The organism is Dokdonella sp. (assembly GCF_044227025.1).
Lineage (GTDB): Bacteria > Pseudomonadota > Gammaproteobacteria > Xanthomonadales > Rhodanobacteraceae > Dokdonella_A.
This window is the reverse complement of sequence record NZ_JBGAFX010000003.1, coordinates 516,994-535,560: the sequence shown is the minus strand read 5'-3', so window position 1 is coordinate 535,560 and position 18,567 is coordinate 516,994. Positions and strand designations below refer to the sequence as shown.

At 67.9% G+C, this 18,567-nt stretch carries 14 protein-coding genes; 3 read left to right on the top strand and 11 right to left on the bottom strand.

Annotation, left to right across the window (positions count from 1 at the left end; genetic code table 11):
• Positions 1-129 precede the first annotated feature (129 nt).
• The 3 genes from ACILRJ_RS10100 to ACILRJ_RS10090 are packed head-to-tail and all read right to left on the bottom strand — an operon-like array spanning position 130 to position 2,895.
• On the bottom strand, positions 130-909 hold the full coding sequence (locus ACILRJ_RS10100; RefSeq protein ID WP_395682967.1) for a LytR/AlgR family response regulator transcription factor: 780 nt from the start codon (positions 907-909) through the stop codon (positions 130-132).
• On the bottom strand, positions 906-1,985 hold the full coding sequence (locus ACILRJ_RS10095; protein ID WP_395682965.1) for a sensor histidine kinase: 1,080 nt from the start codon (positions 1,983-1,985) through the stop codon (positions 906-908). Before ACILRJ_RS10095 ends, ACILRJ_RS10100 begins: the two co-directional genes overlap by 4 nt.
• A gap of 46 nt (positions 1,986-2,031) precedes the next feature.
• Positions 2,032-2,895 carry a DUF2306 domain-containing protein gene (locus tag ACILRJ_RS10090; protein ID WP_395682963.1) on the bottom strand — a complete coding sequence of 288 codons (864 nt, stop codon included), beginning with the start codon at positions 2,893-2,895 and terminating at the stop codon, positions 2,032-2,034.
• Between the two features lie 287 nt (positions 2,896-3,182).
• On the opposite strand from ACILRJ_RS10090, the gene bla reads away from it, so the two are divergent.
• Complete coding sequence (bla, locus tag ACILRJ_RS10085; RefSeq protein ID WP_395682961.1) at positions 3,183-4,112, top strand: subclass B3 metallo-beta-lactamase; 930 nt, start codon at positions 3,183-3,185, stop codon at positions 4,110-4,112.
• Between the two features lie 113 nt (positions 4,113-4,225).
• Here the strand turns inward: bla and ACILRJ_RS10080 are convergent, their stop codons facing one another.
• The 3 genes from ACILRJ_RS10080 to ACILRJ_RS10070 form a co-directional block, all read right to left on the bottom strand.
• Positions 4,226-5,098 carry a hypothetical protein gene (locus tag ACILRJ_RS10080; RefSeq protein ID WP_395682959.1) on the bottom strand — a complete coding sequence of 291 codons (873 nt, stop codon included), beginning with the start codon at positions 5,096-5,098 and terminating at the stop codon, positions 4,226-4,228.
• 212 nt (positions 5,099-5,310) lie between these two features.
• The gene (locus ACILRJ_RS10075; protein ID WP_395682956.1) at positions 5,311-6,360 is read right to left on the bottom strand and encodes an NAD(P)-dependent alcohol dehydrogenase; all 1,050 of its coding nucleotides are present in this window, start codon (positions 6,358-6,360) and stop codon (positions 5,311-5,313) included.
• 231 nt (positions 6,361-6,591) lie between these two features.
• The gene (locus ACILRJ_RS10070; protein ID WP_395682954.1) at positions 6,592-7,584 is read right to left on the bottom strand and encodes an aldo/keto reductase; all 993 of its coding nucleotides are present in this window, start codon (positions 7,582-7,584) and stop codon (positions 6,592-6,594) included.
• Positions 7,585-7,962: 378 nt separating this feature from the next.
• Here ACILRJ_RS10070 and ACILRJ_RS10065 point away from each other — a divergent pair, with 378 nt between their 5' ends.
• Positions 7,963-9,375 (top strand): hypothetical protein, encoded by a 1,413-nt coding sequence (locus ACILRJ_RS10065; RefSeq protein WP_395682952.1) that lies wholly within the window; start codon positions 7,963-7,965, stop codon positions 9,373-9,375.
• Between the two features lie 1,107 nt (positions 9,376-10,482).
• Here the strand turns inward: ACILRJ_RS10065 and ACILRJ_RS10060 are convergent.
• From ACILRJ_RS10060 to ACILRJ_RS10040, 5 genes are all read right to left on the bottom strand, one after another.
• Positions 10,483-10,686 carry a hypothetical protein gene (locus tag ACILRJ_RS10060; RefSeq protein ID WP_395682950.1) on the bottom strand — a complete coding sequence of 68 codons (204 nt, stop codon included), beginning with the start codon at positions 10,684-10,686 and terminating at the stop codon, positions 10,483-10,485.
• Positions 10,687-11,030: 344 nt separating this feature from the next.
• Positions 11,031-14,147 (bottom strand): efflux RND transporter permease subunit, encoded by a 3,117-nt coding sequence (locus ACILRJ_RS10055; RefSeq protein ID WP_395682948.1) that lies wholly within the window; start codon positions 14,145-14,147, stop codon positions 11,031-11,033.
• Positions 14,148-14,177: 30 nt separating this feature from the next.
• Positions 14,178-15,287: an efflux RND transporter periplasmic adaptor subunit gene (locus ACILRJ_RS10050; protein WP_395682946.1), complete on the bottom strand. Its 1,110-nt coding sequence runs from the start codon at positions 15,285-15,287 to the stop codon at positions 14,178-14,180.
• Positions 15,284-16,585 (bottom strand): TolC family protein, encoded by a 1,302-nt coding sequence (locus tag ACILRJ_RS10045; protein WP_395682944.1) that lies wholly within the window; start codon positions 16,583-16,585, stop codon positions 15,284-15,286. The genes ACILRJ_RS10050 and ACILRJ_RS10045 overlap by 4 nt, the downstream gene beginning before the upstream one ends.
• 77 nt (positions 16,586-16,662) lie before the next feature.
• Positions 16,663-17,043 (bottom strand): hypothetical protein, encoded by a 381-nt coding sequence (locus tag ACILRJ_RS10040; protein ID WP_395682942.1) that lies wholly within the window; start codon positions 17,041-17,043, stop codon positions 16,663-16,665.
• A 172-nt stretch (positions 17,044-17,215) separates the two neighbouring features.
• Between ACILRJ_RS10040 and ACILRJ_RS10035 the strand changes: the two genes are divergently transcribed.
• On the top strand, positions 17,216-18,526 hold the full coding sequence (locus ACILRJ_RS10035) for a choice-of-anchor Q domain-containing protein (RefSeq protein ID WP_395682940.1): 1,311 nt from the start codon (positions 17,216-17,218) through the stop codon (positions 18,524-18,526).
• Positions 18,527-18,567: the final 41 nt, after the last annotated feature.

Genomic DNA, 18,567 nt, shown 5'->3' with positions numbered 1-18,567 from the left:
TGCGTGCCGGCGCACGCGCGCTGCGGTTCCCTGCATGTTCCGTCCCCGTAGTGGCCCCCGGCGAAGGTAACCGCAACGCATGCAACGGAAACGTGAGCGATTGCGCAATCGCGGTGCGCGTCCGCCCGCCTACATCTGCCGGAACAGGTGCAGGTAACTGCGGCTGACCGGCAGCACGTCGGCACGACCCTTGAGATGGATGTCGGCGGTCTCGTTGTCGCCGCGCGTGACGTGGCTGATCGCATGCAGGTTCACGACCACCGAGCGGTGCACCTGCGCGAAACGCGAGCCATCGAGCTGCGCCAGCAGCTCCTTCAGCGGCGTGCGGATGAGGCCGTCGTTTGCGCGGCCGTCGTCGCCGCGCCATGCGACGACGGTGTACTTCTCGTCGGAGCGCAGGAAGTCGATCTCGTCGACCGACACCATGCGCAGCGACTGGCCGACCGCGACGCGCAACCAGCGCAGCGACGCCGGCGCGTCCTTGCGGCGCAGGCGCGCTTCGAGCTGCTCCAGCAGCGCCTCGTGGTCGGTTGCGGGCTGCGCCGCGCGCAACCGCTCCTGCAGGCGCGCCACGGTGTCGGCGAGCCGTGCGGGCTCGACCGGCTTGACGAGGTAGTCGACCGCGCCATGCTCGAACGCCTGCACCGCGTACCGGTCGTATGCGGTGACGAACACGAGGTGCGCGCGCCGACCGATGAAGCGCGCGGCCTCGACGCCGGATAGTCCCGGCATGTGCACGTCGAGGAAGCAGATTCCCGGCTGGCGTTCCTCGTACTGCTCCACCGCCTCGCGACCGTTACGCGCCTGCGCGACCACCTCGAGCTGCGGCCATGCATCGGCGAGCATGCGCACCAGCGCCTTGCGCAGCAGCGGTTCGTCGTCGGCGATCAATGCGGTTGCGACGTTCATGCAGCGCTCCCGCGCGCGCGAAAATCGAGCGTCGCGCGCACGCCATGCGGTTCGATCGCTTCCAGGCGCAGCCGCGCATCGCCGCCGAACGCGAGCTGCAGGCGTTCGCGCAGGTTCGACAATCCCGTGCCGAGTCCGTCCGCGGCGTGCGCGAGGCCGACCCCGTTGTCGACCACTTCGGCGTGGCAGCGTCCCTCGCGCACCCGCACGCGCACGTCGATGCGGCCGCCCCGCTCGCCCGGATCGATGCCGTGGCGCACCGCGTTCTCGACCAAGGTCAGCAGGGTCATCGGCGGACAGAACAATGGACCCGCCTGGTCGTCGACGTCCAGCGCGAACTGCAGGCGATCCGGCATGCGCATGTGCATGACCTCGAGATAGGCGCGCACGAGTTCGAGCTCCTGGCCGAGCGTGGTGGCTGGTTCGTGCAGGCGCGGCACCGCGGCACGCAGGTAGGCGATCAGGCTGCCGAGCACCGACGACGCCTGCGGCGAGCGCGCGTCGACGAGTTCGCGCACGTTCGCCAGCGTGTTGAACAGGAAGTGCGGTTCGACCTGCGCCTGCAACAGGCGCAGGCGCGCGTCGAGCGCCTTGCGTTCGTACTCGCTGCGTTCAAGCTCGAACGCGAGCGCCTGCTTCTGCGCCTCGCCCTTGATCTGCTTGAGCAAGGCCGCGACCGCCATCCACGGCGCGATCAGCAGGCCCTGGATCGTCATGGATGCATAACCGCCGAGGCGCTTCCTGTCGTGGAACCACGGCTCCGGCAGGTCGAGCGTCGTCAGCCAGTAGGCGATCGCGACCACGAACGGCACCGCGACGGCGACCGCGACCACCTGCAGTCCCCATCGCGCGACCCAGCGCGGCAGGTTCGCCGGCCAGCGTTCGAACAGGCCGAATACGCACAGCAACGACATGCCGATGAACAGCGTGCGCGAGACGAGTACCGCGTACGTCGCCTGCCAGCCCGGCGCCATCAGCAGCGTCATCAGCCCGCACGCAATCAGCACCGGCTTCGTGCGGCGCCAGGCGAACAGGCGCGCGAATCCGCGTGGCGGTTCCGGAAGGTCGGCATCCATGGCTTGACGATAGCAACGAACCGGTCGCGCAGTCAGGTGGCGGCAATCACAACCGCGGCAACCACATGATCATCGAGGCGGCGACGATACCGCCAGCGGTCAGCAGCGTAAGGGCGAACAGTCCGCCCGCGACCGCGACCCGTTGCAGCGATCCGCGACCCGCCTGCGCACGCAGGTACAGCTCGAGCACCGCCAGCGGCAGCACGTACTGGGCGAATGCGAGGAAGGTGAGGAACGGGCCGGCGAACGTCTTCGGATCGAAACCGACCGGCCCCCGGTTGACGACGATCCATGCCATCAGGCCGATGCGGAAGAACCAGACGCCGCCGACGACGAGGAACAGGCGCAGCGCCCAGCGTCGGTGCAGGTCGATGCGGCGCGCCAGCGCATGACGAAACGCCATGCCCGCGAACGCGATGATCAGCAGCGCATTGATGCTGATCGCGACGTGCTGCGACAGGTCGCCGACGGTGCCTCGCGTCCACACCATGACCAGGCCGCCGACGCTCATCAGCAGCACCGAGGCAAGATAGATGCGCCCGTTCCAGCGATGGAAAGCGGGCGCGACGCGCCGAACGGCCGGCATCAACTGCAACGCGCCGCCGACGATGACCACGGTCGCGAACGCCAGGTGCAACGAGACGACCAGATTGCCGAACGTGTCGCCCGCCACGTAGCCGTGCGGCAGTACCTTGTTCCATGCCTCGAAGCGGCCCTGCAGCGCCGCGCGACCGTAGAACCCGATTACGTAGGCGACGAACAGCAACTGGCCGAGCACGGCGACCACGAACCATGACGTCGCGGCCGCCTTCAGCGCGGGAGCGCCGATGCGATCGGCGAACCCACCCAGCGCAACGCCGGGCGGTGCCCGCAACGACCCCTGCAACACGGGACTGGAGGCATTGGTCATCGCAGGACTCCGGCCGGACTGGGCATGGCACGCGGGAAATCGCGGCGCAACTATCGCGGGCGCGTCATCGCGAATGAAAGCCCGCTGCGACGAACGACGGTATCCGGGCCACGGGACACGCCACGACGCGACAAGGCGCGCTGCCGGTGCCTTGCGTCGGCGGGCCTGCCGTTCCTCCCGAGGCAATCGCGGCGCGGCGGCGTCATGCAGTCGCCATGTGTTGCCCGCCGCGTGCCACATTCCCCGACGACACTCGCACGTTCCACCTGCCGCCCTTCGGGTCATCCATGCAACGACTGCTCTGCACCACCCTTGCCTTCATCCTGCCCGCCCTCGTCCACGCAAGCGACGATCCGCTCACGCGCCCGATCGTCTTCAAGGCGGCGGCGGACTGGAACGGCCCGCAGGCACCGCAGCGCATCCATGGCGACACCTACTACGTCGGCGTACGCGGCCTGAGTTCGGTCCTGATCCACGGCGATGCCGGCGCCATCCTCATCGACGGCGGTTTGCCGCAGTCGGCGCCGGAAATCGAAGCGCACATCCGCCAGCTTGGTTTCAAGCTGGAAGACGTCAAGCTGATTCTCAATTCCCACGCGCACTTCGATCATGCCGGCGGCATCGCGGCGCTCCAGCGCGATTCCGGCGCCGACGTGCTGGCGAGTCCGTCGGGTGCGCAGGCGCTGCGCAGCGGTCGCGTCGCCGCCGACGATCCGCAAGCGGGTTTTCCCGACAACGGCTTTCCTGCCGTCGCCCGCGTACGCGACGTGCATGATGGCGAAACCGTGCGCCTCGGCGCTCTCGCGGTGACTGCGCATTTCACGCCCGGACACACGCCGGGAAGCACGACCTGGACGTGGCGCTCGTGCGAGGACGGCCAGTGTCTCGATGTCGTCTATGCCGACAGCATCAACGCGATCTCCGCGCCGGGCTTCCACTACCTCGCCGACACAACCCACGCGGATCTCGCCGAGACGTTCCGCCACAGCATCGATACCGTCGCGAACCTGCCCTGCGACATCCTGATTTCGGTGCACCCGGGAGTCGCCGACGTCGACAGGAAGCTCGCGCGGATCGCGCGCAAGCCGAAACAAAACCCGTTCATCGACGCGCAGGCATGCCGCACGTACGCCGCCACCGCGCGCAGCCTGCTCGACGCGCGCGTGCAGCGGGAACGGAAGGACGCCGCAGCGTCCGTCGACGCGAAGGGCAAATAGGCGGTGCCTCGTCGCCTTTCCCCGTCGGGGAGAGGCCGACGCGCGCAGCGCCGCGCCCGCTCGCCCCAATCCTCTCTCTGACGGCGACAGGGAGAGGAAGCTGCTCGCTGCTTTTACGGAGCGGGAGGCAGGGAGCCCTCGGCGCCGTCGCTGTACGGCACATCCATGCCCGTGCGCAGCAGCACGAGCACGTCGCTGTCGGTCGCGCTCGCCTTACCGGCACCGCTTGCATCGACCGTGTACTCGAGCGTGTCGCCTGTTGCGTCCGCGCGCATCGGCGCGGTCACCAGCCAGGCCAGGCTGCGACCCACCGGCAGTGCGATGCCGCTGTCGACGAGCGCACCCGATCCCGCTGCGCTGCAGGTGGCGCCTTCGCCCGCGCCGACGCAGGTCCACGTCGTCTGGGCCGCATTGAGCTGCGGCGGCGACACGTTCGCGATGCTCACGCCGGTGGCATCGCCGTTGCCGTCGTTGGTCAATGTCACGACATAGCTCATCGTCATGCCGTAGCGCGCATAGGCGTGGTCGTCGTCGACCGTCAGCACGAGGTGCGGCTGGGGCTGGGCGCAGTCGACTTGGACATCGGTGACATTGCTGATACCTATCGTGCCACTGCCATTGCCGACGGTGCAGACCTGGGTGGGGTCGATCGGTTGCTGCGCGATCGTCACGTCGTAGACGCTGCCCGTGGTCAACGCTTGTGCGAACGTGAAGCCCCCATTCGCGCCGACCAGCAGATTGTTGCCGCCATTGAGGCTCAGCACGAGGTCGGTGCCGACCAGGCCTCCGACGGTTCCACCGACCGTGAAGCTGGAGACGCCGCGCACGCCGGGCTGCCCGCCGGCGGCGAGCGCCGCTTGCGTCGCGGCGGCGCAGGACACCGCCAGCGCCACGCTCCGCGCAAGCCCGCGCGTACGCCCGGCGGGCCGGGCCGCCGCGCTGGCGAATGGACGGGTGCTGCGCAGGGCGGACAGGACGGTCGGCATGGTGATCCCCTTGGTGTGGACGCGTGGCAGGGCGCTCGTCCCCGTTTGCGCATGATAAGCGCAACCCGTTGCGGCGGCACTCGTCGGCGGCTGGTCCGATGCCGCGCCGGCGCGCGCCGGCGCCGCTTCAGGCAAGCAGCGAAACACCCGAAGTTGCCGCCCGTTCCGGACCCTTCGACCCGACCCGGAGTGCACGACCGGCACGACGGGTTCTAGGCAACCGTCGCGATGTCGATCACGAAGCGATACTTCACGTCGCTGCGCACCATGCGGTCGTAGGCCTCGTCGATCTTCTGCGCCGGGATCATCTCGATGTCGGAGACGATGCCCTTGTCGGCGCAGAAGTCGAGCATCTCCTGCGTCTCGGCAATGCCGCCGATCAGCGAGCCGGCGATCGCGCGGCGCTTGAAGATGAGGTTCGCCACGTTCGGCGACGGATGCGCGTGCTCGGGCACGCCGACGAGCACGAGGGTGCCGTCACGCTTCAGCAGTTCGGAATACGCATCGAGCGAATGGCTCGCGGCGACCGTGTCGAGGATGAGGTCGAAGCTGCCGCGGTGCGCGCGCATCTGCTTGTCGTCGCGCGATACCACCACTTCGTCCGCACCGAGCTGCAATGCATCCTGGCGCTTGCCTTCCGAGGTCGTGAACGCGACCACGTGCGCGCCCATCGCATGCGCGATCTTCACGCCCATGTGGCCGAGACCGCCGATGCCGACGATGCCGACCTTCTTGCCCGGCCCGACGTTCCAGTGCTTGAGCGGCGAATAGGTCGTGATGCCTGCGCACAGCAGCGGCGCGACCGCGGCAAGCTGTTCCTTCGGATGGCGGATCTTCAACACGAACTTCTCGTCGACGACGATGCGCTGCGAGTAGCCGCCAAGCGTGTGGCCGGGCGCATCCCTGGTCGGACCGTTGTAGGTGCCGACGAAGCCGTTCTCGCAATACTGCTCGAGCCCGTCCGCACACGATGCACAGCGCTGGCAGCTGCCGACGAGGCATCCGACGCCGACGGTGTCGCCGACCTTGAAGCCTTTCACGTCACCGCCGACCGCGGTGACCTCGCCGACGATTTCATGGCCAGGTACGCACGGATAACGCGTGCCGCCCCACTCGGAACGCACCGTGTGCAGGTCCGAATGGCAGACGCCGCAATAGGCGATGTCGACCTGCACGTCACGCGCACCCGGCGCGCGTCGTTCGATCGCGATCGGTTCGAGCGGCTTGTCGGCAGCGTGGGCGCCGTAGGCTTTGGTGGTCATGTGATTTTCCTTGCGGGGAATGGGGAACGTCATGGACGAGCGGATCGATCTCGCGATCCGACAAGGTATTCCTCGTTGGTGATTTTATCCATCCATTCAACCCCGCGGCGAACGGATCGCAAGGCGACGGACCGGGGCCGCCCCTTCTTGTGGGAGCGGCGGAAGCCGCGATGCTTTGGGCGCGGCAAGAAGCATCACGGCTTCCGCCGCTCCCACAGGAGAACCCTTCGCTCAGCGCCCGACCAGCTTCTGCAGGTGCTCCGGATAGCGCGCACCGTACACCGTGATCGCATCCGCGGCGGCACGGATGTCGCGCAGGTCGTCGCTGGAAAGTTCGACCTCCGCGGCAGCGAGGTTTTCCTCCAGCCGGTGTAGCTTGGTCGTGCCCGGAATCGGCACGATCCATGGCCGCTGCGCCAGCAGCCACGCCAACGCGATCTGCGCGCGCGTCGCCTGCTTGCGCACCGCGATGTCGCCGAGCACGTCGACGAGGGCCTGGTTCGCCTTGCGCGCCTCGGCCGAGAAGCGCGGCATCGCATTGCGGAAATCGCTGCTGTCGAACGTCGTGCTCTCGTCGATCGCACCGGTGAGGAATCCGCGCCCGAGCGGGCTGTAGGGAACCAGGCCGATGCCGAGTTCCTCGAGCGTCGGCAGGATCGCCTGCTCCGGCTCGCGCCACCACAACGAGTATTCGCTCTGCAGCGCCGCGATCGGCTGCACTGCATGCGCGTGACGGATCGTCTGCGCCCCGGCTTCGGACAAACCGAAGTGCTTCACCTTGCCTGCAGCGATCAGGTCCTTCACCGCACCGGCGACCTCCTCGATCGGCACGTCCGGATCGACGCGATGCTGGTAGAACAGGTCGAGCGTGTCGACGCGAAGACGCTTCAACGACGCCTCGGCGACCGCCCTGATGTGCCCGGGCCGGCTGTCGAGCCCGGCCTGCCTGCCGGTCGCCGGATCGATCGCGAATCCGAACTTCGTCGCGATCACCACGCGTTCGCGCACGGGCGCCAGCGCTTCGCCAAGCAGTTCCTCGTTGGCGAACGGCCCGTACACCTCGGCCGTGTCGAACAGGGTCACCCCGCGTTCGACCGCCGCGCGCAGCAGCGCGACCGCGGCCGTCCTGTCCAGCGCGGGGCCATAGGCGAAGCTGAGGCCCATGCAGCCGAGGCCGATCGCCGAGACCTCGAGGCCGGTGTTGCCGAGTCGACGCGTCTGCATGTGCCGTACTCCAGTAAGGTGGACATAGTGTGGGCCCCGCCGCGCCATTTGGTCAGATGCCGGAATGGACATGGACTGTCGGCTCCGATTCATGATGGGCCGAAACGGCCATCGCGCGCGTCCGGCAAAGCATGCGCCTGCGCGGCCACAGGATCCGGCCACATCGCGGACCCGGTCGCCGGCGGGGTGTGGCTCCAGCGATGGTCGGCCGCAGCGATCCGCGCAATCCACGCAACGCCAGCCGATGCAGTGGCGGCTTTGCAAGCCGCATTGATGGAAAACATATCCGTTGGTGATCGAACGCGCATGCACGTCCATGTGCGACGGTGGACGCTCGCGCCGCGTCGTCATTCCGATCACTGAACGGAGACCTGACCCGTGTTGCAGAACCTGCTCGCCTGCGCGACCGCTACGCTGGCCGCGACCTTCGCCGTTCCCTGCCTTGCCGCCGACGGCATCCCCGATCCCGGCTTCGGCACCGCCGGCATCAGCTACGTCGCGACCGATGACGTGTCCGCGCGCTCGATCTATCCGCACGCGACGATCGAGCTGCCCGACGGCAAGCTGTTGTTCGCCGGCGCGCGCAACAAGGTCGTGCCGCCGGCGCCGTTCTACGAGCCGCAGATCCGCGGCATGCTGCTGCGCCTCAATGCGGACGGCAGCCCGGACACGACGTTCGGCAACACCACCATCGACGGCCTGCACGAGCTGCCCGACCTCGTCACCGGCACGCGCATGCAGGGCATCGAGTCGATCGCGCGGTTTCCCGACGGCTCCTACGTCGCGGTCGGCACCGGCATGGTCAACCAGCCGATCCAGGGTTACATCGTCAAGCTCACCGAAGGCGGCGACGTCGACGAAAGCTTCGGCAGCGCTGGCGTAGTGCTGATGCCGATGACCTACCTGCACACGGTCAGGCTCGACAGCCAGCAGCGCATCGTGGTCGGCGGCGAGCACTTCGACAATGTCGCCTTCGTCTACACCACCACGATCGCGCGCCTGGACGGCACCGGCGCCTACGACGCCACGTTCGGCACCGACGGCGTCAAGACGATCGCGTGGAGCGACCCGGCCTCGTCCGGCTACGTCGACGATCTCGCGGTCGTTGACGGCGATGCGATCGTGATCGGCGGTGGCTTCGAGGCGAACGGCCCCGGCCTCGGCAACGACTACGCGCTCGCACGGCTGAAGGACGACGGCAGCTTCGACCCGACCTTCGCGAGCGTCGGCTGGCGCGTCTTCCACGACCCGTCGGAGACCTCCGTCACCAGCCGCATCGAACGCATCGCGCCGCGCGCCGACGGCAGCATCGCGTTCGCCGGCTACCACAACACCAGCGACAACATCACCGGACTCGTGTTCGGCAGCGTCAACCCGGACGGATCCACCGACACCACCTTCGGGCAGGCCGCCAATCCCGGCTACTTCAAGCCCGCCATCCTGCCGAGTGCCGAGAGCGCCAACGCGACCGGGCTCATTATCCAGCCCGACGGCAAGCTGGTCGCCTCCGCCGCGTACTACACCTCCGCGAAGGAGAACTTCGTCGCCGTGCGCTGCAACGCGAACGGTGGCGACCTCGACGCGACCTTCGCCAACGCCGGCGTCTTCGAAGCGGACCTCGCGCCGACCGGCATCTACAGCGAGATCGACACGCTGGCGTTGCAGCGCGACGGTCGCATCGTCGCCGCCGGCCGCGCACAGCGCACGACCGGTTCGGCGCTGGTCGACTTCGCCACGATGCGCCTGCTGAATCCGTCCGCGGACCTGATCTTCGCGAACGGTTTCGACTGATCGACGCCACGCGTCGGCCCCGCATTCCCGGTTGCGGGTCGTCCCTTCTCCCGCTTGCGGGAAAAAGTGCCGGAGGCGGATGAGGGAAACCGCGCCCCGCTCACATGCAGGCGCGCATGTTCCAAGGCTTGATATTTCGGAGGGAAAGGAATGAAAAAAGCCCGGAACAGGCCGGAAGAAATCGGGAGATATTGGTTCGGTCGGACACAACTTTGCGGCTGACGCAATCGCACTCCGATGTCGCGACAGGTGGCTGGCTACTCTCCCCGCCACGCGGCGCCTACGTCGGCGATTGCTCGGAACTCCTCCGGACGCCTCACCATGAGAGACATGGACCCGTCGACTTGAAGTCGGCCGTCGCGATCCGGTCGGACAGGCGAGCAGGAAACTCCGTACTGCCAACAGATGCTATCCCAAACCATCGAATATACGATTTGACCTGCAACCCGGGACTTCCAAGGCGGGACGTGCAGCTGTCGCCTTAGACCTCCCTGAAACCGAATGACCATGCCCCAAATCGGATACAACTCCGCATTGCCAACCTCTCCACGCAACAGCATCGACCGCAAGATATCCTCGTGCTTGCCAAGCCCCACGACACGAAAATTTGGATCGGAAGATACGGACGCCCGCCAGAGAATCGAAAGCTGGAACAATCGAAAGGTCGCATAAGCTAACTTGATGTTAACGATTGCACCGAGCGGAGCATCGTCAGGAATTGGGTATCTCTCGGTCCATATGCTCTTGAAGGGCTTCTCGTATTGGTCGTTTAGCAGACCCTCACATTCATCGCACAAGAGCCGATCGCGAATCCCCTTCTGCACAACCTCGTACCGCTTCTGCCCACGCCCTGTAATCCCCATCATCTGGTGCTTTTCGTTGTAGATAGGGCCGTAGAGAAACTCCGGAACAATATGCGAACGGCGGAGCACCTTGTCTTGCAGGCAGAGTTTGCAGATGCCCATACATCGCTCCCCTCGGCTCGGTAACGCTGCACCCTGCCGAACTGGGACGCACCCAGTCCGCGCGCGAATTACCGTGTAGATTATTTCATTGCGGCCGCGCAATTCGTCGGCGGCGCCATTTGTCGCGCGCGCGGGCCCGGCGTCACCGACCCGCAACGATGCGACTTTTTTCGCCAGCGTTGCTGGCTTCGAACGGCATGCTTAGGGTTGGATGTCGCGACGCTGTTGCTTCGAACGGCAACGGTGTCGCTTGAAGCAGCATGCGTGCGACTTCCGGCGCTCCGCCGGCGTCGCCGAGCGGCATCGATGCGACTTTTTTCGCCAGCGCTGCCGCTTTCAGCGGCATCCATGGCGTTGGGAGTCGCGACGGTGCCGCTTTGAACGGCAACGCAGCCGCTTGCAGCGGCGAGCGTGCGACGTCCCGACGCTCCGCCCGCGTCGCCGATCGGCATCGATGCGACTCTTTTCGCCATCGCAGTCGCTTCGTGCGGCATGCCTGTCCGTCGCAAGCAGCAGGTTGCCACTGCAAGCGGCACGCCCTCGACTTTCCGGCACTTCGGTAGCGTCGCGCACCGGCATCGACGCGACTTTTTCGCCATCGTTGCCCCTTCGAGCGGCATTCGCTGGCGTTCCCCGGCGAGCGCACGGCATCCGCGACGCGCGCGTGATGCACGCAGGCCATGATCTTCTTCATGCATGATCCTGCACTTGAGCGCGCCGCGCGGCGCGTTCCTCGATCCATTCGTACAGCACGGGCAGCAGCACCAGCGTCAGCAGCGTCGAGGTGATGAGGCCACCGACGACGACCGCAGCGAGCGGGCGTTGCGTCTCCGCACCGACGCCGCGCGACAGCAGCATCGGCACGAGGCCGAGCACCGCGACGCTGGCGGTCATGAGCACCGGGCGCAGCCGCAGCGCGGTGCCGCGCGTGACCGCTTCGCGGATCGACAGTCCGGACTCGCGCAGTTCGTCGAGGACGCTGACGAGCACGATGCCGTTCAACATTGCCACGCCGAACACCGCGATGAAACCGATCGCGGATGGCACCGACAGGTACTGGCGTGTCAACGCCAGCGCGAGGATGCCGCCGATGGTTGCGAACGGTACGTTGGCGAGGATCAGCGCCGCGTGGCGCACGGAATTGAACGCGGTGTAGAGCAGCACGAAGATGAAGAGGATCGTGACCGGCACGATCAGCCCGAGCCTGGCCATCGCGCGCTGCTGGTTCTCGAACGCGCCGCCCCATTCGACCCAGTAGCCCGGCGGCAAGGTCGCCTGCCGCGCGATCGCGGCGTTGGCGTCGCGCACGAAGCCGTCGACATCGCGGCCGCGCACGTCCATCTGGATCACCGCGTAGCGCTGCAGCTGTTCGCGCCGTACGAACGAATAGCCCTCGCCCACGCTGACGTCCGCGACGTCGCGCAACGCGACGAGCGCGCCACCCGGCGCGCGCAGCGGCAAGGACTCGATCGCCGGCACCGAGGCCTTCGCCTCCTGCGCGAGCACCACCGCGATGTCGAAGCGCTTGACGCCGTCGAGCAGCGTCGTCACCGGCTCGCCGCCCATGCCGTTGCGCACGACGGTGAGCACGTCGTCGGCGTTGAGGCCGTAGCGCGCCAGCGCCTCGCGGTTCACCGCGATGCGGATCTGCGGCTTGCCGAGGTTCGCTTCGAGCGACAGGTCGGCGACGCCCGGCACGTTCGCCAGCACGGCCTTCAGCGCCCGGCTCTGGCGATCGAGTTCCTCGAGGTCTTCGCCGTAGAGCTTCAGCGCGAGCGTCGCGCGCACGCCGGAAATCAATTCCTCCACGCGCATCTGGATCGGCTGGGTGAAGCTCGGCACCGTCGTCGGCACGACCTTGCCGAGCGTCTCCAGCATCGCCTCGTCGAGTTGCCGCATCGAGCGCCCGCTCTTCCATTCCTTCTCGGGCTTGAGCGCGGTGTAGATCTCCATGTAGTTGACGTCGGCGGTCTCGCCCTTCTCGGCACGACCGATCATCGCGAGCGTGGTCTCGACCTCGGGAAACGCCTTGAACGCTTCGGCGATGCGCCTGGAGACATCGATCGATTCGTCCAGCGAGGTCGACGGGATCGCGGTGACGCGCCACATGATCGAGCCTTCCTGCAGCTGCGGCATGAATTCCTTGCCGAGGAACGGGAACAGCGCGAGGCTCGCGACGAGCGCGGCCGCGGCGATGCCGAGGGTGCGCCGCTTGCGCTGCAGCGCCCACGCCAGCACCGGCGCGTAGCGACGCTTGAGCCAGGCGACGAGGCGGGTGTCGCGTTCTTCGCCGGGCTTGAGGATCAGGGCGGCGAGCACCGGGATCAGCGTGAGCGCGAGCAGCAGCGAACCGCCCATCGCGAACGCGATGGTGAGCGCCATCGGCTTGAACAGCTTGCCTTCGAGCCCTTCGAGGCCGAAGAGCGGCAGGAACACCACGATGATGATGCCGATCGCGAACGCGACCGGATTGGCGACCTCGCGCGCCGCCGCGAGCACGGCGGCGGTACGGTCGACGCGTTCACCGTGCGCCTTGCGCTCGGCCATGAGCCGAAACGCGTTCTCGACCAGCACCACGGCACCGTCGACCATCATGCCGATCCCGATCGCGAGGCCCGCGAGCGACATCAGGTTGGCGGACAGGCCGGCGTACTCCATGCCGATGAACGCGATGAGCATCGCCATCGGCAGTGCAACGATCACGACCAGCGCCGAGCGCAGTTCGCCGAGGAACAGGAACAGGATCACCGCGACGAGCAGCGAGCCTTCGACGAGCGCGCGCACCGCGGTGCCGACCGCCTTGTCGACGAGGTCCGTGCGTTCGTAGACCGGCTTCACCACCACGCCCTCGGGCAATGCGCCGCGCACGGTGTCGAGCTTGGCCTTGACCGCTTCGACGACCGTCCTGGCGTTCTCGCCGACGCGCGCGAGGGCCACGCCGAGCACGACTTCGTGGCCGTCGCGCGTGACCGCGCCGAAGCGCGGCGCGGGTCCCTGCTCGACGGCGGCCACGTCGCGCACGTACACCGGCGTGCCGTCTTCGGTCTTCAGCACGATGCGCCCGATGTCCTCGGCGTCCTTGACGAGGCCGAGGCCGCGCACGAGGAACTGCTCGCGTCCGATGTCGACGAAGTTGCCGCCGACCTGGCCGTTGTTGGCCTCCAGCGCGGCGATCACGTCCTTGAATCCCAGCCGGTGCTTGATCAGCTTGAGCGGATCGATGCGCACCTGGAACTGGCGTTCGCCGCCGCCCCACGACGTCACGTCGTCGACACCGGGCGCGGTGCGCAGGATGAGGCGGATGGTCCAGTCCTGCAGCGTCCGCAGGTCCATGTCGGACATGCGTTGCGCGGGTTTCTCGTCGCTGCGCTCGACCGTGTACCACAGCACCTGGCCGAGGCCGGACGTGTTCGGACCCATGCCGGGCTTGCCGTAGCCGGCCGGCAGGCGATCGCCGACCTCCTGCAGGCGTTCGTTGACGAGCTGGCGCGCGAAGTAGATGTCCATGTCGTCGGCGAAATACACCGACACATGGGACAGCCCGGACAGGCTGACCGAGCGGATCTCCTGCACCTTCGGCAGGCCCGCCATCGCCGACTCCACCGGGAACGTCAGCAACTGCTCGACATCTTCCGCGGCGAGGCCCGGCGACTCGGTGTAGACATTGACCTGCACCGGCGTCACATCGGGGAACGCGTCGATGGGTACGGTGCGCAGCGCGCGGTAGCCGAGGAACGCCACCACGACGAAGCCGATCAGCACCAGCACCTTGTAGCGCAACGACAGTTCGACGAGGCGGTTCAGCATGGCGTCGATCCCCGCATCGCCAGCGTGGCGTCAGTCCGCATGGCCTTCTCCCAGCTGCGCCTTGAGCAGGCGCGCCTTCAGCACGTAGGCGCCGCGCACGACGACGCGATCGCCTTCGGCGAGGCCGTTCCTGATCCGCGTGAGCGCGCCGCGCGTGGCGCCGGCATCGACCGGCACCGGTTCGAAGCGATCGCCGGCCACCGCCTTGAACACGACCGCCTGCCCTTGCAACTGCACGATCGCATCGGCGGGAACGGCCAGCACCGTTTCCTTGTCCGCGGTGGCGATGAACGTCTCGACGAACTCGCCCGGGTGCAGCACGTCGCCGGGGTTCGGCATTTCGATGCGCACCGACGACGTGCGCGTCGCTTCCTGCGTGCGGTGCGAACGCTGCACGACCTTGCCTTCGATGGACTGGTCGTGCGCGACGGCGCGCGCCGGCGCATCCTTCGCGATGCGCTCCGCCGCGGCGGGCGCGACCTGCGCCTCGATCCATACATGCGTCTCGTCGACGAGCGTGAAAAGCACCTTGCCCGGCTCGACGCGCTCGCCGACGACGAAGTCGTCGGTGGTCACGCGCCCCGCCTGCGTCGCGAGCAGCGAGAACTCGCCGGTCGCGCGCTTCGAACCGACGCGCAACAGGCCGCCGATTTCGCCATCGGCCACGCCGAACGCGCGCAGCTTCGCATGCGCCTGGTCGCGCGCGACCTGCGCTTCGGTGTAGCGCTTGGCCGAGACGGCTTCGGTGCCCAGCGCCCTGACGCGCCTCCATTCGCGCTCGGCGACGATGAGCGCACCCTGCGCCTCGGCGACGTCGACGCTGGACAGCGTCACGAGCGCCTGGCCGACCGCGACGGCATCGCCGAGGCGCGCCTGGCGCCGCACCACCTGCGCGCCGACACGCGGCGACACCAGCACGGTGGCGTAAGCGTTCGCCTTCACTTCACCAGGCGCCTTGATCTCCTCGACCAGCGCCTGCATCGCGGCGACCGCCGTGGAAACGCCCAGTTGCTCCTGCGCGGCCGCATCCAGCACGAGCGGATTTTCCTGCGCGGGGCCGGCAGGCGATTTTTCCTCGGCCGCGCGCACGGCGCCGGCGAGTGGTACACACAACGTTGCAGCCAGCAGATAGCGCTTCATCGGGACATATCCTGGTTCGAGGCGGCGGGAACATCGGCAAGGTCGAGCCAGGCGGCGAGGCCACCGGACGCGGCGAGCCAATCGGCCCAGCCCTGCCAGACGCGCGCACGCACGCCCGTTGCGGCGAGTTCGGTATCGAGGCTCTGCCTGAGCTGGACGAGGTAGTCGGCCGTGCTCAATTCGCCGGCTTCCCACAGTTTCTGCAGCAGCGCGGCACGATCGCCGGCACGCGCGGCACGACTGTCGCGCCAGCCGATCCAGGCCTCGCGCAAGGCGAGGTAGCTTTCGCGCGCCTGTTCCGCCTGTGCGCTCGCCCGCGTGCGCGTATCGCGCAGGCCCGCTTCCGCGGCCTCCGCATTCGCGCGTGCCGCGACCGTTTCGGCGCGATGGTCGTTGCGCACGAACAGCGGCACGCGCACAGTGACGCCGACGAGGCGATCGTTGAACGGGCCGTCGGTGACGCGACCGGTCGTCAACGCGATCGACGGATCGGGGCGGCGATCGCGTTCGGCGACGCTGACGCGCGCCTCGGCGATTTCGCGCTCGGCCTCGGCGCGACGAACCTCCGGCAACGCGGCGAGCGCGGCATCGGGCAATGCGCGGGTGTCGACCGCGGGCGGTGCATCGAGCATCGATGGAAGTTCCGCCACGACACCGCCGACGGACTGCAGCGCCTGGCGTGCCTTCGCCGATTCGGCAAGGAGTTCCGCCTGCTGTGCGCGCGCTTCCTGCAAGGCAAGCTCGGCAAGGTCGCGCTCGAGCGCGGGAATGTCGCCCGCGCGCAGGCGCTTCTGCGCGAGCGCGACGAATTGCGCGAGCAGGTCGACTCGTTCGGCGCCGAGCGCGACACGCGCTCGCGAGACCTGCCAGGCCGCGGCACCACGCAGCCAGTCCAGGGCGACCGACTGCCGCACGCCGTCGCGTTCGGCTTCGACCGCGCGCGTTCCCGCATCCGCCGCGGCGGTACGTGCGCGGCGCTTGCCCGACCAGTCGATCTGCTGCGCCAGCCCGACGCTGCGCGTGTCGACATCGGCGTTCTGGACGGCGAGTTCGAGTTCGGGGTTGTACAACGGCTTCGCGGCCGCCTGCGCGAGCGACTGCGCCTCGATGACCTTTGCTTCGGCCGCCTGCACGGCGGCGTTGCGTTCCCACACGGCGCGCACGGCCGCGACCAGCGCGGGCGGCGCCTGTTCACGCGTGCCATGGCCGCCGGCGGCCATGGCGACGGTCGACAGGGCCGTGCCTACGGCGAGGCACAGCACGGCGCGGGCGCGATGCGCCCGCTGGATCGTATTCATGGTGGATTTCCTGGAATCGAATCCGCGGCGCATGACGTGCGCCGACCTTCACGCGAAGGACGCGTGCGGAAAATCGATCAGGCGATGGGTGGGCGAAGCTCGGTCTTCTGCGCGGAACTGACGAACACCGCGGGCAGCGCCTGCGGCGACAGCGGCAATGCGGCGGAATCCGCCACGACGATGCTGGTCGGCAGCACGACGCCATGCGCGCACGCACAGTGGCAGCCACCGCTTCCTCCATGCCAGCACGGCCCCTCGTCCGCATCGGCCGCGGCCGCGACGTCCGCGGAGCCGGACGCCGATGCCTCGACACCCGCTGTCGGCGCCGCCGCGAGCCCGTCGCCCGCGCAGGTCGTCGCGAGTGCGAACTTGCCCAGCACGAGGAACGCGAACAGCCACGCCGACGCCAGCAGGCGACGGCGAAGACGTGCGATCAATGGCGGGGCGTGGCGGGGCATGTCGGCAAAGCTAGCGGATGCATGCGCGGTTACACAATCACGCAGGTGGCGCTCGTTCATCCCGTCGCCGCATCCACGGATCGCGGAAGAAAAAACCGCGGCGCCATGGCCGGCTTGCGCGCCGTTTGCTGTTCCTATGGCCAAACCGGCCGCTGTTGACGGAGCACAAGCAATGACATGTCGAGCATTTTCCAGTGGACTGCGGCGACTCGTCCTCGGCGGCCTGGCGCTGCTGGCGGCGGCTGGCGCCCATGCGGACGTCGTGTTCCTCGTCGACACGACGGCCGATCTCATCGACGACAATGTCGCGGATGGTGCGTGCCACACGCTCGCCGGCACGTGCTCCCTGCGCGCTGCGGTGATGCAGGCGAATCACCGGGTCGGGCCGGGCGCGGCGATCATAAGCCTCCCGGCCGGAACGTATGTGCTGACGCGGGCACCGGCCGGCGCGAACGGCGACGACACGGGTGATCTGAACGTGACCGCGCCCCTCGCGTCGGGACAGAGCGTCTCGATCGTCGGCGCCCGTGCGGCAACCACGATCATCGATGCCAATCACTTCGACCGCGCACTTGCTGTGGAAGTCGGCAGCGAGGCGCATCTGTCGGGCGTCACGATCCGCAACGGAAGGCCGCCGGGCAGCACGTTCGGTGGCGGCATCTTCAATCGCGGCACCCTGGTGATCACCGATGCCGTGATCCGGGACAACCAGTCCGCCGAAGGCGGAGGAATCGACAGTTCGGGCACGCTCACGATCGCGCGTACGTCCGTGCGTTCGAACATTGCGCAGTATGGTGGTGGCCTGTACGTGTACGGAGACACGCGCATCCGCGACAGCACGATTGCCGCGAACATCGCCAGTCCCGGCTCGGGTGGCGGCATCTTCAACGCCAACGAACTGCGCATCGTCAATGGCACGCTGACCCTCAACGCGGCCGACACGGATGGCGGCGGGATCTACAACAACTACAAGGCGTACCTGTACAGCACGTCGATCATCGACAACGACGCGGACCACGACCGCGACGAAAATGGCGGCATCGGCGGCGGCGTCCGTGCAGAGCCATCCGGCGGTGCGCAATTCGTCATCGTCAACACCCTGCTCGCCCGCAACACGCTGTTCGACAGCCCGATCTACGACGACTGCTCGGGAACGCTCGAGGCCTTCTCCTGGAACCTGCTCGCGGAAGCGTCCGGCTGCACCCTCAATGGACCCTGGGGCTTCGTGTCGCCGACCACGATCGGGCCGCTGCAGGACAACGGCGGGCCGACCATGACGCAGGCGCTGCTCGCCGGCAGCGAGGCGATCGACCCGCCATCGGGCAGTTCCTCATGCGTCGATGACGAAGGCGAGGACATGCCGACCGACCAGCGCGGCGCGGCGCGCGTCGCCGGGCCGCGCTGCGATATCGGCGCCTTCGAGTTCGGCTCGGTCGTTCCCGGTGGCGACGTGATCTTCCGCGACGGCTTCAATGGTCCTTGAGGACCGGCATGCCGGAATTCGATGACCGTCGCCGGCGTCGC

Coding starts and splice junctions, on each gene's coding strand:
- ACILRJ_RS10100 (WP_395682967.1), bottom strand. CDS start 909: ATGAACGTCGCAACCGCATTGATCGCCGACGACGAACCGCTGCTGCGC.
- ACILRJ_RS10095 (WP_395682965.1), bottom strand. CDS start 1,985: ATGGATGCCGACCTTCCGGAACCGCCACGCGGATTCGCGCGCCTGTTC.
- ACILRJ_RS10090 (WP_395682963.1), bottom strand. CDS start 2,895: ATGACCAATGCCTCCAGTCCCGTGTTGCAGGGGTCGTTGCGGGCACCG.
- bla (WP_395682961.1), top strand. CDS start 3,183: ATGCAACGACTGCTCTGCACCACCCTTGCCTTCATCCTGCCCGCCCTC.
- ACILRJ_RS10080 (WP_395682959.1), bottom strand. CDS start 5,098: ATGCCGACCGTCCTGTCCGCCCTGCGCAGCACCCGTCCATTCGCCAGC.
- ACILRJ_RS10075 (WP_395682956.1), bottom strand. CDS start 6,360: ATGACCACCAAAGCCTACGGCGCCCACGCTGCCGACAAGCCGCTCGAA.
- ACILRJ_RS10070 (WP_395682954.1), bottom strand. CDS start 7,584: ATGCAGACGCGTCGACTCGGCAACACCGGCCTCGAGGTCTCGGCGATC.
- ACILRJ_RS10060 (WP_395682950.1), bottom strand. CDS start 10,686: ATGCCGCTGAAAGCGGCAGCGCTGGCGAAAAAAGTCGCATCGATGCCG.
- ACILRJ_RS10055 (WP_395682948.1), bottom strand. CDS start 14,147: ATGCTGAACCGCCTCGTCGAACTGTCGTTGCGCTACAAGGTGCTGGTG.
- ACILRJ_RS10050 (WP_395682946.1), bottom strand. CDS start 15,287: ATGAAGCGCTATCTGCTGGCTGCAACGTTGTGTGTACCACTCGCCGGC.
- ACILRJ_RS10045 (WP_395682944.1), bottom strand. CDS start 16,585: ATGAATACGATCCAGCGGGCGCATCGCGCCCGCGCCGTGCTGTGCCTC.
- ACILRJ_RS10040 (WP_395682942.1), bottom strand. CDS start 17,043: ATGCCCCGCCACGCCCCGCCATTGATCGCACGTCTTCGCCGTCGCCTG.
- ACILRJ_RS10035 (WP_395682940.1), top strand. CDS start 17,216: ATGACATGTCGAGCATTTTCCAGTGGACTGCGGCGACTCGTCCTCGGC.